Raw genomic sequence first — 784 nt, 5'->3', positions numbered from 1 at the left:
ACAACGCCGCGAGCGCGCGTGCCAGACACCGCGAGCCAGACCCCACTTCACGGACACGCCCTAGCCCGTTCCGCCAGGGGGACGACCCCGCCGCCCGGCGGGCAGACACGGGACCGTGGTCCGGCCGGCGAGGCGGCGCCCGCGGTCCCACTACGGGCGGCCCGGGCTCCGGGGCGGTGGGCCGGACGGCCCAGGGGCGTCAGCGGTGGACGCCGCCCTCCGAGTTGATCACCTGACCGGTGATCCAGCACGCCTCGTCCGTCGCCAGCCAGGCGATCAGCCGGGCCGGGTCGTCGGGCATGCCCCACCGTCCGGCCGGGAACCGCGCGGCGATCGCGTCGTACGCGTCCCCCGTCATATAGCCGGTGTCGACCGGCCCCGGATTGACCGCGTTCACCGTCACCGCGAGGTCCGCGAGGGAGGTGGCGAGCGTGCGGGTCGCGGAGGCGAGCGCGCCCTTGGCCAGGCTGTAGGCGATCTCCTCCGGCATGCCGCCGCCGAGATCCTGACCCGAGGTCATGAGGACGATCCTGCCGCCCGGCGTGCCGGCGGGCAGCTCGGTGCGCAGCCGGGCGTACGCCTGGACCAGCAGGATCACCGACCGGGTGTTCACCGCCCAGTGGGCGTCGAGCATGGCCGCGTCGACCGCGTCCAGGGGGCCGTCCGAGCCGCTGAGGGCGTGGTTGGCGACGAGGATGTCGAGCCGCCCGCCGAGCGCCTCGGCCGCTTCGGCGAGGAGCCGCCCGGGCGCGTCCGGCGCGGCCAGGTCGCCGGGCCCGTGCAC

The 784-nt window shown here is 76.3% G+C and carries 1 protein-coding gene; it reads right to left on the bottom strand.

The features are described 5' to 3' along the window. Positions 1–199: 199 nt before the first annotated feature. Positions 200–784: SDR family oxidoreductase (locus GT042_RS36460; RefSeq protein WP_161312953.1), on the bottom strand; the 585-nt coding region annotated here is incomplete at its 5' end.

Source organism: Streptomyces sp. SID3212, assembly GCF_009865405.1.
Taxonomy (GTDB): Bacteria; Actinomycetota; Actinomycetes; order Streptomycetales; family Streptomycetaceae; genus Streptomyces.
The sequence above is the reverse complement of the archived record's forward strand: the minus strand, read 5'-3'. Positions and strand labels throughout refer to the sequence as shown.